This is a genomic window from Prevotella sp. CAG:592 (assembly GCF_000436015.1).
Lineage (GTDB): Bacteria > Bacteroidota > Bacteroidia > Bacteroidales > Bacteroidaceae > Prevotella > Prevotella pectinovora.
The window spans coordinates 45,037-58,901 of the sequence record NZ_FR892623.1; the positions used below are offsets into that span (position 1 = coordinate 45,037).

The 13,865-nt window shown below is 53.7% G+C and carries 9 protein-coding genes; 5 read left to right on the forward strand and 4 right to left on the reverse strand.

From position 1 onward, the window contains the following. On the forward strand, positions 1-269 hold a 269-nt coding region (locus QVO99_RS09045; protein ID WP_288177107.1), incomplete at its 5' end, for a cobalamin biosynthesis protein. Positions 270-483: 214 nt separating this feature from the next. Here QVO99_RS09045 and scpA read toward each other — a convergent pair. Both scpA and mutA read right to left on the reverse strand, forming a co-directional pair. Further along, on the reverse strand, positions 484-2,628 hold the full coding sequence (scpA, locus tag QVO99_RS09050; RefSeq protein ID WP_022317284.1) for a methylmalonyl-CoA mutase: 2,145 nt from the start codon (positions 2,626-2,628) through the stop codon (positions 484-486). Then, a complete protein-coding gene (mutA, locus tag QVO99_RS09055; protein ID WP_022317285.1) occupies positions 2,625-4,487 on the reverse strand; it encodes a methylmalonyl-CoA mutase small subunit in 1,863 nt (620 codons plus the stop codon). The genes scpA and mutA overlap by 4 nt, the downstream gene beginning before the upstream one ends. 387 nt (positions 4,488-4,874) lie before the next feature. Here mutA and proS point away from each other — a divergent pair, with 387 nt between their 5' ends. From proS to pyrF, 3 genes are read left to right on the forward strand one after another with little or no spacing between them, the layout of a single operon-like run. Then, positions 4,875-6,356, forward strand: coding sequence for a proline--tRNA ligase (gene proS / locus QVO99_RS09060; protein WP_022317286.1), 1,482 nt, complete (start codon positions 4,875-4,877; stop codon positions 6,354-6,356). A 16-nt stretch (positions 6,357-6,372) separates the two neighbouring features. Beyond that, positions 6,373-7,485 (forward strand): peptide chain release factor 1, encoded by a 1,113-nt coding sequence (gene prfA / locus QVO99_RS09065; protein WP_022317287.1) that lies wholly within the window; start codon positions 6,373-6,375, stop codon positions 7,483-7,485. Between the two features lie 33 nt (positions 7,486-7,518). Next, positions 7,519-8,343, forward strand: a complete 825-nt coding sequence (gene pyrF, locus QVO99_RS09070; protein WP_022317288.1) for an orotidine-5'-phosphate decarboxylase — start codon at positions 7,519-7,521, stop codon at positions 8,341-8,343. A 202-nt stretch (positions 8,344-8,545) separates the two neighbouring features. Here the strand turns inward: pyrF and QVO99_RS09075 are convergent, their stop codons facing one another. Then, complete coding sequence (locus tag QVO99_RS09075; RefSeq protein WP_022317289.1) at positions 8,546-9,274, reverse strand: PriCT-2 domain-containing protein; 729 nt, start codon at positions 9,272-9,274, stop codon at positions 8,546-8,548. A gap of 107 nt (positions 9,275-9,381) precedes the next feature. Here QVO99_RS09075 and QVO99_RS09080 point away from each other — a divergent pair, with 107 nt between their 5' ends. Then, on the forward strand, positions 9,382-11,745 hold the full coding sequence (locus QVO99_RS09080) for a bifunctional dihydroorotate dehydrogenase B NAD binding subunit/NADPH-dependent glutamate synthase (protein WP_022317290.1): 2,364 nt from the start codon (positions 9,382-9,384) through the stop codon (positions 11,743-11,745). A 120-nt stretch (positions 11,746-11,865) separates the two neighbouring features. Here the strand turns inward: QVO99_RS09080 and QVO99_RS09085 are convergent, their stop codons facing one another. Then, positions 11,866-13,854: a fructose-bisphosphatase class III gene (locus tag QVO99_RS09085; RefSeq protein WP_022317291.1), complete on the reverse strand. Its 1,989-nt coding sequence runs from the start codon at positions 13,852-13,854 to the stop codon at positions 11,866-11,868. Between the last annotated feature and the right edge of the window lie 11 nt (positions 13,855-13,865).

The following is a 13,865-nucleotide window of genomic DNA, read 5'->3' on the forward strand; positions in this document are numbered from 1 at the left end:
GACGCTCTCTTGCGTATTACCTGCAAACTACCAGACGTTACTCCCGTTGCCATGCCTCGCCTAACAGCGGATGGCCTGAGGCCGCTCTCTCGTCATTGCTCGACTGCCGTTTCGGCGGTCCTCACGATTATTTCGGCGAACTGTTCTATAAGCCCTATATCGGTTCAAATGCCCGTCCTATAACATTCTCCGACATGACATCAAGTCTGCACATCTGCCTTGCTGCTGAAATCATCGCTGTAGTGGCAGCTGCTGCCATTGTTGTATAGTCCGTGGTCTGCAAGGAGGAAGGATATTCTTATCAGCCTATAAAAAAAGATGCATCCTGCCATTGCAAGACGCATCTTTTTTTATAGCATTTCCAAATTGTCTGCCGCTTGTCAAAAGGCAACAGACCAATTTCGCAGAACAATCATACTTGTCCGGATAAAAGTTTTTATTCCACAAAACGAGACAAACCCCTGTCCGTCAAGAAGATAGCTGTTACTTGTCGAGCAAGATGTTCATCATCTCGCAGGCAGCCTTTGCCACTGAAGTGCCAGGACCGAAGATTGCAGCCACACCAGCCTTGTAGAGGAAGTCGTAGTCCTGTGCCGGGATAACTCCACCGGCGATAACCATGATGTCCTCACGTCCGAGTTTCTTCAGTTCCTCAATAAGTTGAGGAATGAGAGTCTTGTGACCAGCGGCGAGCGAACTGGCACCCACGATGTTCACGTCGTTCTCCACAGCCTCTCTTGCAGCCTCAGCCGGAGTCTGGAACAATGGTCCCATATCCACGTCGAAGCCACAGTCAGCATATCCTGTAGCCACTACCTTGGCACCACGGTCATGACCGTCCTGACCCATTTTAGCAACGAAGATACGTGGTCTGCGTCCTTCCTTCTTAGCGAACTCTTCCGTCAACTCACATGCCTTATGGAAATCTGAGTCGTTCTTACTTTCTGATGAATACACGCCTGAAATTGTTCTTATAACTGCTTTATAACGTCCTACGATTTCCTCGCAGGCATCACTGATCTCTCCAAGGGTGCAGCGCAGCTTGGCACACTCCACAGCCTTCTCCAAGAGGTTGCCCTCTCCCGTGCGCACGCATTCTGTGAGTGCAGCAAGAGCCTCCTTGCATTTCTCGTTGTCGCGGTTTGCACGCAGTTCAGCGAGTCCCTTCACCTGCTCCTCTCTTACAGCAGAGTTGTCCACCTCCAGGATGTCGATAGGATCCTCATGGTCAAGACGATACTTGTTAGTACCGACGATAACCTGCGAACCGCTGTCGATACGAGCCTGTGTGCGTGCGGCAGCCTCCTCGATGCGCATCTTCGGCACTCCGGTCTCGATGGCCTTTGCCATTCCGCCGAGCTTCTCGATTTCCTGTATGTGCTCCCATGCCTTGTGTGCGAGCTCGTTTGTCAGGCTCTCCACATAGTATGAACCAGCCCATGGGTCGATGTGCTTGCAGATCTTGGTCTCGTTCTGTATATAAATCTGAGTGTTTCGTGCGATACGTGCAGAGAAGTCAGTAGGCAATGCGATGGCCTCGTCGAGAGCGTTTGTATGCAGACTCTGAGTATGTCCGAGGGCTGCAGTCATTGCCTCGATGCAGGTACGACCCACGTTGTTGAACGGATCCTGCTCTGTGAGCGACCATCCTGATGTCTGACAGTGTGTTCTGAGCATCAGCGACTTTGCGTTCTTCGGGTTGAACTGCTTGATTACCTTTGCCCACAGCATACGTGCTGCGCGCATTTTGGCAACCTCCATGAAGTGGTTCATCGAAATTCCCCAGAAGAAAGACAGACGTGGAGCGAAGGCGTCGATGTCGATACCTGCGTTCACACCGGCTCTCACATACTCCAGACCGTCGGCGATGGTGTAAGCCAGCTCGATGTCTGCCGTAGCTCCAGCCTCCTGCATGTGGTAACCGGAGATAGAGATAGAGTTGAACTTAGGCATCAGTTTGGATGTGTATCCGAAGATGTCGCTGATGATTCTCATTGAGAATGCAGGCGGGTAGATGTAGGTGTTTCTCACCATGAACTCCTTGAGAATGTCGTTCTGGATTGTTCCTGCCATCTCCTCGAGCTTGGCTCCCTGCTCCAGTCCTGCCACGATGTAGAATGCCATTACAGGCAACACGGCACCGTTCATGGTCATAGATACCGACATCTTGTTGAGCGGAATTCCGTTGAAGAGCACTTTCATGTTCTCGATCGAGCAGATAGACACGCCAGCCTTACCCACGTCGCCCACCACACGAGCGTTGTCCGGGTCGTAGCCGCGGTGTGTAGGGAGGTCGAATGCCACCGACAGACCTTTCTGTCCGCTGGCGAGGTTTCTGCGGTAGAATGCGTTGCTCTCCTCGGCAGTAGAGAATCCTGCATACTGACGGATTGTCCATGGGCGGAAAGGATACATCATGCTGTAAGGTCCGCGCAGGAACGGAGGAAGGCCGGCAGTATATCCGAGATGCTCCATGCCCTCCAGGTCTTCTTTGGTATAAACAGGCTTTACCTCAATGTGTTCAGGGGTTTTCCAGTTTGCCTTGATGTTGTTTGACTCCTGCCAAGCAGCGCCATCAACGCTCTTTATACCTGAAAAAATATCTATGTCTTTAAAATTCTTTCTCATTTTATTCCCAGTTTTTGGTTATACTCCTTCAATGTCTCAAGCACATTGCACTTCACGTGTATAAAGTTCTCTATACCCTTTGCCTTGAGGTCTTCCATGCATGCCGGTGCTCCAGCCACTACGAACATGGCTCTGCCGTTGAGGTATTCGAAGGCAGGCACTGCGTATTCAGCATATTCGTCGTCGCTCGAACAAAGCACCACGATGTCGGCGCCAGCCTTGAGTGCTGCGTCCACGCCTTCCTCCACGGTCTTGAATCCGAGGTTGTCCATCACCTTGTAGCCGGCGCAAGCCAGGAAGTTGCAGCTGAACTGTGCTCTTGCCTGTCTCATTGCCAGGTTTCCGATAGTGAGCATGAAGGCGGTAGGAGTCTTCTCGCTTTCCTCCACCGAGATTCTCAGGTCTTCGAAGTCGGCAGCCAGACGTGTTGTCTTTATAGCCTTGAAGGCTTCCTCGTGTGCGCCCTTGTCAGCGCATCCGCAGCATGCGTTCTTTGCGCGCTTTCCTTCGCTTTTCTCCGTGAAGTTAGGGAACTGGTTTGTACCCAGTATGAATTCCTTTCTCTTTGCGGCAGCGTCGTGGCGCTTGGCGTTTGTGGCGTTGATGTCGTCCTGCACGATTCCCTTCTTTGCAGCCTCCAGGAATCCACCGTTGTCTTCCACGTTGAGGAAGATCTTCCAGGCCTCGTTGGCGAGCGATGTGGTGAGCTCTTCGATGAAGTAGCTTCCTGCTCCCGGGTCCACCACCTTGTCGAAGTGGCTCTCCTCCTTGAGCAGCAGCTGCTGGTTGCGTGCGATGCGCTCCGAGAATTCATTAGGAGTCTCGTATACGGCGTCGAACGGCAACACCTCTATTGAATGCACTCCGGCGAGAGCGGCGCTCATTGCCTCTGTCTGTGAGCGGAGCATGTTGACATAGCTGTCAAACATCGTCATGTTGTATTTTGATGTGGCAGCGTTCACGCACATCATGCATGATGCGTCGTCTTTCGGTGCATACTGCTTCACGATTTCCGCCCACAGCATTCTGGCTGCACGGAATTTTGCCATTTCCATGAAGAAGTTCTCCGAGATGCCGAGGTTGAACTTGATGTTCTTTGCAGCCTCGTCGGCGTCTGTTCCTGCTTCCACGAGCTGGTTCATGTATTCGTTGCCCCATGCCAGTGCATATCCGAGTTCCTGCACGATGTAGGCTCCGTTGTTGTTGAGCGCCACAGCGTTCACGCAGATTGTGCGGAAGTTGGGGTATTCCTTCATTGCCTCCACGATCTGCGGTGCCTGTGCGAGCAGGGCCACCGTGTCGAGTCCCTTCACCACGATTTTCTCCATCGGGTCCCAGTTGAAAGAACCCACGATCTTCGTCTTGTCATATCCCTTCGCCGTGAAATACCAGTCCAGGATCTTTGCCAGTTCCAGGGTGTGGCGTTTGCAGGTGTTGAAGTTTAGCTCCACGGCTTCGCATTCGATTCCCTTGAGCAGTGTCTCGACGAAATCCTTGGAGATGTTCTTTCCCGGTATCTTGAACGACAGCGAGTCCACTCCCCTGTTCAGGATGTCCAGCGCCTTTTCGTTTGCCGCTGCGGCGTCGTCGGCCATGATGCGCTGTCTCACGTACCATGCGTTGTCGCCCTTCTTGTTGCCGCGTACGAACGGGAATTCTCCCGGAAGTGAGTCTGGTGTCTTGAGGTTCTCAAGGTCTTCCTTCAGATAAAAAGGCTGCACGTTGAATCCCTCGTTTGTGCGCCAGACGAGACGTTTGTTAAAGTCGGCTCCCTTCAGGTCCACCTGAATCTTGTCAAGCCATTCTTGACGTGTAGGAGCCTTAAACTCCGTAAAGAGTTGCTCTTTGCAATTCGACATAGTGTGTAGTATTATATAAGTTAATATGTTTCAAAGTATTATACAAACACAATGAATCAGGCGCCACAATCCGTGTGGCACTTTCTCCTAAATGCAAAGGTAAAGCAATTTTTCAATATTCAGAAAAAAACGGAAGAGTTTTTTACAAAACAATATCAAAAATCATGTCTTTACGAAACACTTTGACATATCAACGTGGCAAACTGCCGCCTGCAGCCGTCAATCGCATGGCCTTGGTTTGGGAAAATATCCCGGCATATATATATGGTTTGGGTTTTTTTTTATAATTTTGCAGCCAAATGACGGAAAGGAGGCCCGGATGGAATCCCATGCCGACACCCCGTCAGCAATGAATACAATCACGTCAACAAAACAACAATTACGATAATGGCAAAAGAATTAAAACAACTTACGAAAAGATCAGAGAACTACAGCCAGTGGTACAACGACCTGGTAACAAAGGCCGACTTGGCAGAGCAGTCGCCCGTGAGAGGCTGCATGATAATAAAGCCCTACGGCTATGCCATCTGGGAGAAGATGCAGCACCAGCTCGACGCCATGTTCAAGGAGACAGGCGCCCAGAACGCATACTTCCCCCTGCTCATCCCCAAGTCGTTCCTCTCGCGTGAGGCAGAACACGTGGAGGGATTCGCCAAGGAGTGTGCCGTCGTGACCCACTACAGGCTGAAGGCCAAGGAAGACAAGAGCGGCGTTGAGGTAGACCCTGCCGCCAAGCTCGACGAGGAGCTCATCATCCGCCCCACTTCAGAGACCATCATCTGGAACACATACAAGAACTGGATACACTCATGGCGCGACCTGCCGCTCATGTGCAATCAGTGGTGCAACGTGATGCGCTGGGAAATGCGCACCCGTCCGTTCCTCCGTACCTCAGAGTTCCTCTGGCAGGAGGGCCACACAGCCCACGCCACGAAGGAGGAGGCCGAGGCCGAGGCACAGAAGATGCTCCACGTCTATGCCGACTTTGCCGAGCAGTATATGGCCGTGCCCGTGGTGAGAGGCGTGAAGAGCGAGACAGAGCGCTTTGCCGGCGCCCTCGACACCTACACCATCGAGGCCATGATGCAGGACGGAAAGGCGCTGCAGAGCGGCACGAGCCACTTCCTCGGACAGAACTTCGCCAAGGCCTTCGACGTGACCTATCTCAACAAGGACAACAAGCCTGAATACGTGTGGGCCACATCATGGGGCGTGTCCACCCGCCTCATCGGAGCGCTCATCATGACCCATTCCGACGACAACGGCCTGGTGCTCCCACCGAAGCTCGCGCCGATACAGGTGGTGATCGTGCCCATCACCAAGGGCCGCGAACAGCTCGACGCCATCAGCGAAAAGCTCCAGCCCGTGATCAGCGCCCTCAGAAAGGCCGGCATCAGCGTGAAATACGACGACGCCGAGAACAAGCGCCCAGGATTCAAATTCGCCGACTATGAGCTCAAGGGAGTGCCAGTGCGCCTCGTGATGGGCGGACGCGACCTCGAGAACAACACCGTGGAAATCATGCGCCGCGACACCCTGGAGAAGGAGACACGCCCGCTCGAGGGCATCGTGGAACACGTGGAGCAGCTGCTCGACGACATCCAGGCAAACATCTTCGCCAAGGCGAAGGCATACCGCGACGAGCGCATCTACGAATGCGACAACTACGAGGAATTCAAGGAAAAGGTGAAAGACGGAGGCTTCTTCATCTGCCCGTGGGACGGCACCGCCGAGACCGAGGCAAAGATAAAGGAGGAGACACAGGCCACCATCCGCTGCATCCCGTTCGGCGTGGAGCAGACACCGGGCACCGACATGGTGTCGGGCAAGCCATCCACAAAACGCGTGATAATCGCCAGAAGCTATTAATCAAACAAGCATACCGATGCCAGACAACAACAGTATATTAGAGAAGCTCAACGGACTGGTGAGCCGTTACGAAGAGGTTTCCACCCTCATCACCGACCCCGGGGTGATAGCCGACCAGCAGCGCTACGTCAAGCTCACAAAGGAATACAAAGACCTCGGCGACATCATGGACGCCCGGAAGCGATACATCAGCTGCCTCTCCTCTATCAGGGAGGCCAAGGACATCCTGGCCAACGAGAGCGACCCCGACCTCAAGGAGATGGCGCGAGAGGAACTGCAGACAAACGAAGAGCTGCAGCCCCGCATCGAAGAGGAGATAAAGATGGCACTCGTGCCCAAAGACCCCGAAGACGACAAGAACGTGCAGATGGAAATCAGAGCCGGAGCCGGAGGCGACGAGGCAGCCCTCTTTGCCGGCGACCTCTTCGGCATGTACAAGCGATTCTGCGACTCCAAGGGGTGGACACTCTCAGTGACCAGCGTGAGCGAGGGAGCAGCCGGAGGATACAAGGAAATCGACTTCGCCGTGAGCGGCGACGGAGTGTACGGAGTGCTGAAATACGAGTCTGGCGTACACCGTGTGCAGCGCGTGCCCGCAACCGAGACACAGGGCAGGATGCACACCTCGGCGGCTACCGTGGCAGTGCTGCCCGAGGCAGACAAGTTTGAAGTGAACATCAACGAGGGCGACATCAAATGGGACACCTTCAGAAGCAGCGGAGCCGGCGGACAGAACGTGAACAAGGTGGAGTCGGGCGTGAGGCTGCGCTATCCCTGGAAAAACCCCAACACGGGCGAAGTGGAGGAAATTCTCATCGAATGTACGGAGACCCGCGACCAACCCAAGAACAAGGAGCGCGCCCTCTCGCGCCTGCGTACCTTCATATATGACCGCGAACACCAGAAATACATCGACGACATCGCCTCGCGCCGCAAGACACTGGTCTCAACCGGCGACCGCTCGGCAAAGATACGCACATACAACTTCCCCCAGGGCCGCGTGACCGACCACCGCATCGGCTTCACCACTCACGACCTGCAGGGATTCCTCGGCGGCGACATTCAGGAGATGATTGACGCGCTCACTGTAGAGGAAAACGCCGAGAGGATGAAAGAGAACGAGCTATAGAAAAGACAAACAAAAAAAACATTTCATAACGCTATGACCAGAGAAGAACTCATAAAACAGATTTTCACGAAGAAAACCTTCCTTTGCGTCGGACTCGACACCGACATCAAGAAAATCCCGCAACACCTGCTCGGCGGCGAAGACCCCATCTTCGCCTTCAACAAGCAGATAATCGACGCCACCGCAAAATACTGCGTGGCTTACAAGCCCAACCTCGCCTTCTACGAGAGCATGGGAGTGAAGGGACTCGTCTCCTTCGAGAAGACAATCAACTATCTCAAGGGGGCCTACCCCGACCACTTCATCATCGCCGACGCCAAACGCGGAGACATCGGAAACACATCAACCATGTATGCCCGCACATTCTTCGAGGAATACAACATCGACTCGCTCACCGTGGCACCGTATATGGGAGAAGACAGCGTGGTGCCGTTCCTGCAATACGAGGGCAAATGGGTGATACTGCTCGCCCTGACCAGCAACAAGGGGTCTCACGACTTCCAGCTCACCGCCGACCAGAGCGGCGAGCGCCTCTTCGAGAAAGTGCTCCGCACATCGCAGAAGTGGGGCGACAAAAACAACATGATGTATGTGGTGGGCGCCACACAGGGCAAGATGTTTGAAGACATCCGCAGGATAGCCCCCGACCACTTCCTGCTCGTGCCGGGAGTGGGCGCACAGGGCGGAAGCCTCGAGGAGGTGTGCAAATACGGCATGAACAAAGACTGCGGACTGCTCGTGAACAGCAGCCGTGGCATCATCTACGCCAGCTCCGGCACTGACTTTGCACAGGTGGCGGCCGCCAAGGCTGCCGAGCTGCAGCAGCAGATGCAGGGAGAACTCGAGAAAATCAGATAAACGGGGGACTGGAAAGAGTAACCTTGCTTCATCACTCCAGCCCCCACCTGGCCTCCCCCAAAGGGGAGGGACAGATAGTATTGAGCGCTGACAATCAATCAGACAACGGGAAACCGTCTGCCCCCGGCAAGACGAAACGAACAAAGCCGGCTCCGGAAGTCGTCATACGACAGACTCCGAAGCCGGCTTGGCTTTTCTCTGTTCAGCCCCAATCGGGCAGAGGGTTTCGTCTGCTGTTGTTGTTCATATATAGGTGTTTTGTGGTTAGCCAATCAGTTGCTTGCATTCTCTGTTCCGCCGCTTTGCACTTCTGTTTCGCCGCTTTGCGATTCCGTTCCGCCGTGTTGTGCATGATTTTCTTGAGTGTGGGAGGTAGGTCTGCCGTATCCAACTTGTCGGAGAATGTATAACCGTTGGAAAAGTCTTTACAAAATTGTCCCACTTGTCCCATTGTCCCATTGTTCCAACAGGAAATGGTGGTTTTGCCTAAGTTATTATATATCAATATATTATCTTTTTTATTACATTTATTTTCCGTTATATGGGACATTGGGACATTGGGACAAGTGGGACAAGTGGTACAATTTTGTAAAGATTTTTCCTCTCTTTTCCCTCTTTCCCTTGCCATCTCCTTGAGGTCAACATTAGCCAGATCTCTTGCCATCTGGAAGAAAGTTGCGATAGTGATTCCTCCCTTGTTTCCTTTCATGCAGTTGTCGTATAGACGGTTGCATTCCCGTGTGTCGTAGTCGGCGTTCATCTGCGAGAGTCGGTCGAAAATCTGTCTGCCAGCCTCTCCGAGTCCGTCTGAAAGTGCGAAGGCGAGTCTCAGCCAGTTGTCGTAGCCCTGACACGCCTCATGCAGCTGCTCGACAGCCGCAAGCCCGGAGAGCCCACATGGATAGAAATAAAGTGAGAAAGCCGCCGACATACTGATTTTTTGCCGTGCAAAATGGCAGCATTCAAAAAATGTTGCTATATTTGCACGGCAAAAGAAATCTAATACACAGATTCGTTAAATCAAAACCACTAACGAGCATGAACAAGATAATACAGAAACAACAATTTTCAGAAAAAGTATTCAAATTCGAAATCGAAGCGCCCCTCATAGCAAAAAGCCGCAAGGCAGGCAACTTCGTGATAATCAGAGTGGACAAAAACAGTGAGAGAATGCCGCTCACCATAGCCGACGCCGACACCCACAGGGGCACCATAACGCTCGTGGTGCAGGAAGTGGGACTCTCGTCCAGGAAACTCTGCAGGCTCAGCGAGGGCGACTACGTGGAAGACGTGGTGGGACCGCTCGGAAGCCCCACACACATACAGAACTTCGGCACCGTGGTGTGCGCCGGAGGAGGAGTGGGCACAGCACCCCTGCTGCCCATCATCAAGGCGCTCAAGAAGGCGGGAAACAGAATTCTCTCCGTGATAGCCGGAAGAAACAAAGACCTCATCATACTCGAAGACGAGGTGAGGGAATACAGCGACGAAGTGATCGTAATGACCGACGACGGATCATACGGCGAGAAGGGAGTGGTGACCATAGGAATAGAGAAATTCATCAACCAGGAACACATTGACAAGGTGGTGGCCATCGGCCCCCCGATAATGATGAAATTCTGCTGCCTGCTCACCGGAAAATATAATATCCCCACCGACGTGTCGCTCAACACAATCATGGTGGACGGCACGGGAATGTGCGGCGCATGCCGACTGACAATCGGAGGAAAGACAAAGTTCGTATGCATCGACGGACCGGAATTCGACGGAGCACTCGTTGACTGGGACGAGATGTTCAAGAGAATGGGCACATTCAAGGCGGCAGAGAGAGAAGAGATGGAACATTTCGAAGAACATCTGTGCAGACCCGCAACGCACGGATGCAACTGCGCAGACAAGGCACAGACCAACGGCGATGGCGCCCCGGCAGTCTTCCCCGCCGAAACACTGGAGCAGCTCAAGGACAGAGAGGCGGAATGGCGCAAAGAGCTGCGCAAGAGCATGAAGCCGAAGGAGCGCATGGCGATAGAACGCGTGGAGATGCCGGAGCTGAGCCCCGAATACAGAATCGCACACCGCAAGGAAGAGGTGAACCAGGGGATAACGCTCGAAATGGCTCAGCGCGAAGCCCACAGATGCCTGGACTGCGCAAAGCCGTCGTGCACGGAAGGATGCCCCGTGAGCATCGACATACCTTCGTTTATAAAGAACATAGAGCGCGGAAACATACAGGGAGCCGCACGGGTGCTCAAGAACACATCATCGCTGCCTGCCGTATGCGGACGAGTATGCCCGCAGGAAAAGCAATGCGAAAGCAGATGCATACACCTGAAGATGAACGAGCCGGCGGTGGCGATAGGATATCTGGAGAGATTCGCAGCCGACTACGCACAGAGATGCGGCGAACAGAACGACGGAAGGCCGGAGAGCAACGGAATGAAAGTGGCTGTGGTGGGCTCAGGACCATCGGGACTAAGCTTCGCAGGCGACATGGCAAAAAGGGGCTACGAGGTGCACGTGTTTGAAGCGCTGCACGAAATCGGTGGAGTGCTGAAATACGGAATTCCGGAGTTCAGACTGCCCAACCACATCGTGGACGTGGAGATAGAAAACCTCAGGAAGCTCGGAGTGGAGTTCACCACAGACTGCATCATCGGAAAGACCATCACCATAGAGCAGCTCAAGGAAGAGGGATTCAAGGGATTCTTCGTGGGAAGCGGAGCAGGACTGCCTAACTTCATGAACATACCGGGAGAGAACGCCATCAACATAATGTCGTCTAACGAATATCTCACACGAGTGAACCTCATGGACGCTGCCGACCCGAAGACGGACACACCGATGAACTTCGGCAAGAAGGTGCTCGTGATTGGCGGAGGAAACACGGCAATGGACTCTTGCAGAACAGCAAAGAGACTGGGAGCCGACGTGACAATAGTATACAGACGCTCTGAGGCTGAAATGCCGGCAAGACTGGAAGAGGTGAGACACGCCAAGGAGGAGGGGATAAATTTCCTCAACCTGCACAATCCTATTGAATACATCGCCGACAAAAACGGTGCCGTATGCAAGGCGGTGCTACAGGTGATGGAACTGGGAGAGCCCGACGCCAGCGGAAGAAGGAGTCCGAAACCAATAGAAGGCAAGACCCTGACCGTGGAGACCGACCAGGTGATAGTAGCGGTGGGCGTGTCGCCGAACCCCCTCGTGCCGAAATCCATCGAGGGACTGGAACTGGGCAGGAAAGACACCATCGCCGTGGACGACTGCATGCAGAGCTCGAGGAAGGAAATCTTCGCCGGAGGCGACATCGTGCGCGGCGGAGCCACGGTGATCCTGGCTATGGGCGACGGCAGACGTGCCGCCGAAAACATGGACAAGGCGCTCAAGGGCAGCAAATAATGCCCAGCCTGGATATAGCTGATAGGACTAATAAGACTGATAGGACTTATAGGAGATATAGGTTTTATCAGTCCTATAAGTCTTATCAGTCCTATAGGACTTATAGGAGATATAGCCCCCCTATCCGCGCTCCTTTATCCATCCATACCTGTAGGCATAGAGGAGCTTCTTGAGATATTCGATCTGGCCGCGCAGGTCATCGCCGATGTCGGTGTCGGCAACGAGCATCCTGTGAGAAGACATCTCCACAATCTTGGTGAAACTCTTGATGTCGGTGCCACGCTTGATGGCATCCTCCTCGCTCGTGAACGGCTCGTGCTGCACAAGGAAGAAGCCGCGGCTGTGATAGATGAGCGTGTAGCCGGCAATGCCCGTCTCCTTGTGGTAGGCCTTGGAGAAACCGCCGTCGATGACCATCAGCTTGCCGTTGGCCTTTATCGGGTTCTCGCCGCTTCCGGCATGCACGGGCACGTGGCCGTTGATGATGTGGCGGTTGGGATGGCGCACCTCGAAGGCGTCGAGAATCCTGTCCACCACTTCTTCGTTGTCTCTCATCTTGAAATAGTTGCCCTTATACTCCTTGTGGGTCTCGGCGTCTTCAAGGAAATAACGCTCGAAAGTGGCCATCTTGGACTTGTCGAAGAGTGTGGAGTCGGGACCGCACCACAGATACATGAAATAGTCGCGCGCGAAATCACGCATTGCCTCGGAACTGTCGTTCTGGAACGCCGCACGCACGAGGAGACCCGTATGGTGCATCAGCTCCCTGCCGCTGTATTTCTTGCCGCCGAACAGCTCCACTTCCTTCAGGGAGCCGTCGTCGTTGAGAGGCACCGAAGCATGGAAGAGCAGGTTGTTGTTGGTGATGTTGTACATACAGCCGTGGCTGAGCAGCAGCTCTATGTGGTTGCGCAGCTTCTCGCTCACGGTGAACGAATGGTGGAGCTTCTTCATGAGTTCCTCCTCTTCCTTCGTCAGCACGTTGGGATGCTTGGGGTCTACCGTGGGGAAAAGGCAGCTCTTCATGGCATATTCCTTGCCGTCGATGACGCACACGCCCTTGTCGTAGTCAACATTGTTGAAGAGCATGCGGTCTTTCATCTTCCATTCGGGGTGCTTCTTTATCAAGGCGGCTTCCACCTTGAACTGGATTACGGAGATGGCTTTGTGCATCATGGCGATGAGGCGAACGGTCTTCTCATCGAGAACGCCTGTGCCGCCTGAGGTCTTCGGGATGAATTCCAGGCATGGGTCGTCCTTGTAGGTCTCCATGGCGAAAGTGGCAAGGGGCAGCAGGTTTATTCCGTAGCCCTCCTCCAGGGTGGTGAGGTTGGCATAGCGCAGCGAGATTCTCACCACGTTGGTGATGCAGGCGTCGTTGCCGGCACAGGCTCCCATCCACAGCATGTCGTGATTGCCCCACTGGATGTCCCAGTTGTGGTAATGGGTGAGAAGGTTCAAGATCTTGTGGGCGGCAGGACCGCGGTCGTAGATGTCGCCCAGAATATGGAGCCGGTCGATGGCAAGGCGCTGGATAACGTGGGCGATGGCGATGATGAAGTCGTCGGCGCTGTCGGTCTCTATCATGCTGTCGATGACGGCAGTCACGTAGCCAGCCTTGTCGATGTCGTCGGAATGCTCATGCAGAAGCTCCTGGATGATGTAGGAGAACTCCTTGGGCAGGGATTTCCTGACTTTCGAACGGGTGTATTTGCTCGACACATCGCGGCAGATGGTGACAAGCTGGTGGATGGTGATGTGGTACCAGTCGTTGATGTCTTCCTCTACGAGCTTCACCATCTCGAGCTTCTGCTCGGGATAATAGATGAGAGTGCAGAGGTCGCGGAGCTCCGTATCGCGGATCTGGTTGCCGAAAAGCTCGTTCACTTTTCTCTTGATGTTGCCCGAAGCATTCTTCAGCACATGCTGGAATGACTCGTAGGCGCCGTGGATGTCGGCAAGGAAATGCTCTGTTCCCTTAGGCAGATTGAGGATGGCCTGGAGGTTTATTATCTCCGTGCTCGCATCCGCAATGGTAGGGAAGGTCTTTGACAACAACTGCAGATACTGCAGTTCGTTCTCTTGCGGTTGGTTTAAGTTTTTCTTCATATTATATTAGA

Bases quoted from the DNA above. Each gene is read 5' to 3' on its own strand.
- QVO99_RS09075 (WP_022317289.1), bottom strand. From the start codon at position 9,274: ATGTCGGCGGCTTTCTCACTTTATTTCTATCCATGTGGGCTCTCCGGG.
- scpA (WP_022317284.1), bottom strand. From the start codon at position 2,628: ATGAGAAAGAATTTTAAAGACATAGATATTTTTTCAGGTATAAAGAGC.
- QVO99_RS09085 (WP_022317291.1), bottom strand. From the start codon at position 13,854: ATGAAGAAAAACTTAAACCAACCGCAAGAGAACGAACTGCAGTATCTG.
- proS (WP_022317286.1), top strand. From the start codon at position 4,875: ATGGCAAAAGAATTAAAACAACTTACGAAAAGATCAGAGAACTACAGC.
- pyrF (WP_022317288.1), top strand. From the start codon at position 7,519: ATGACCAGAGAAGAACTCATAAAACAGATTTTCACGAAGAAAACCTTC.
- mutA (WP_022317285.1), bottom strand. From the start codon at position 4,487: ATGTCGAATTGCAAAGAGCAACTCTTTACGGAGTTTAAGGCTCCTACA.
- prfA (WP_022317287.1), top strand. From the start codon at position 6,373: ATGCCAGACAACAACAGTATATTAGAGAAGCTCAACGGACTGGTGAGC.
- QVO99_RS09080 (WP_022317290.1), top strand. From the start codon at position 9,382: ATGAACAAGATAATACAGAAACAACAATTTTCAGAAAAAGTATTCAAA.